Source organism: Pseudomonas sp. K8 (assembly GCF_014889455.1).
Classification (GTDB): Bacteria; Pseudomonadota; Gammaproteobacteria; order Pseudomonadales; family Pseudomonadaceae; genus Aquipseudomonas; species Aquipseudomonas veronii.
In genome coordinates this window covers 1-1,407 of sequence record NZ_VJWO01000110.1, presented here as the reverse complement: position 1 = coordinate 1,407, position 1,407 = coordinate 1, and the positions used below count along the sequence as shown (strand labels likewise).

The 1,407-nt window shown below is 43.4% G+C and carries 1 protein-coding gene; it reads right to left on the bottom strand.

Annotation, left to right across the window (positions count from 1 at the left end):
* Positions 1-428: 428 nt before the first annotated feature.
* The gene (locus INT12_RS30380) at positions 429-1,328 is read right to left on the bottom strand and encodes a DUF4435 domain-containing protein (RefSeq protein ID WP_193059167.1); all 900 of its coding nucleotides are present in this window, start codon (positions 1,326-1,328) and stop codon (positions 429-431) included.
* Positions 1,329-1,407: the final 79 nt, after the last annotated feature.

The following is a 1,407-nucleotide window of genomic DNA, read 5'->3' as shown; positions in this document are numbered from 1 at the left end:
GATTTTTCTGTGTTGGGGGGCAGGACTTGTTCGCTCACTACTCTCCTCTCAGTAAACGCCCGTTCACCGCTGAAACAACAAAGCCCTCGCATTTCTGCGGGGGCTTTGTTTTGTATGGTGCGGCACCAGACGAACGGTAGCTTTCGACGAGGCCAGGTTTCCTGCGGGTCTGGAAGTCGGTGGAAAATTCGGCGTACCCCAACTAGTAACTATAAACAAATCAGCTAGTTATGGCTTTCTGTGGAGTCGAATCCGGGTTCTTGCATGACGCGGCCTAATTAAACGATAGATAGCTGAGGCTTGAGTAAAAAACTGTAAGCCCCCGCTATCCCCGGCAGTGATGGCAGGTGTCCGGTTCGTCAAAAGTTTTTGATTCGATTGCTGGTGCAATTGGCGACACGAACCGGATATATAGTCTGCTTCTAAAGCTATGTGTTTATGCGAGCCATCATATTTTGATAGTAATCTCTTAGCTCTGGGAGTGAGTTTAGTTCGCTCTTGCTCAGAGCTTGAGCTATCATGCTGTCAGCAAAGTGCCTAGGGATGTTTTTTTGTCCAGTAATTAGCTTGTAGTAATCGCAAAATACTGAATAACAGAACATAGACACCATCTTTCCATAGCAGTCGTTGTAGGCTGATATACGATTGTGGCCAGAGTATCTTAGTGGAGCGGTTCGACGAAGTTTGATGTCGCGTATGAGAGCCTTAAATTTATCCTTTTTAACTCTATAGCCTGGAGGCGTAGAGGTATCTATTAAACCCCAGTATTTTTCTCTGTCTACACCTTTGATGCGTTTCAGTCCACATAGTAAATCGACGAAAACTACTCTGTTTATGTTTTTTAGGAAAGTTTCAAATTTTAACCTGATTTCGTCCGAGAATTTAGTGGGGATTTTACCGCTAGGATGCACTGATCCTAAAATAGATATGAGGAACTCTGGTCGGCATGCGTCGTTCTCCCAACTGTATCCGTAGGTGTAGAGGATCCTTGGGTGATTTATTATTTCACCTCTATAGCAATCGTAGTCGCGATCGAATACGGCAATAGAGTTTTTTATCGAGTTATTTTGAATTTTTTTTGCATAAGGCCGTACAAATTCTTTTGAGCCAAGTGATTTGATCTTTATTGTAGTTCCTGGTAGGAATTTTGAGAATGCACTACGCCAGAAAATAGAGTCGATAGACCATACTTCATCATTCGCTGTATCGTCGGAATGATCAGTCTTTTTAGATTTTTTCGGGTCGCCACCCTCCGAGTAAACAATATACTCAACACCAAAGAAAGCATGGAAATTTGAGAGTCCTGAGTTCGTCCGCACAAAAGTCATTTTATGCAGCGCTCCATATTTATTAAATTGCTCTGGTGCTCGCCTACAACGTCAGGGGAGTGCGTGGCAAATATAATCT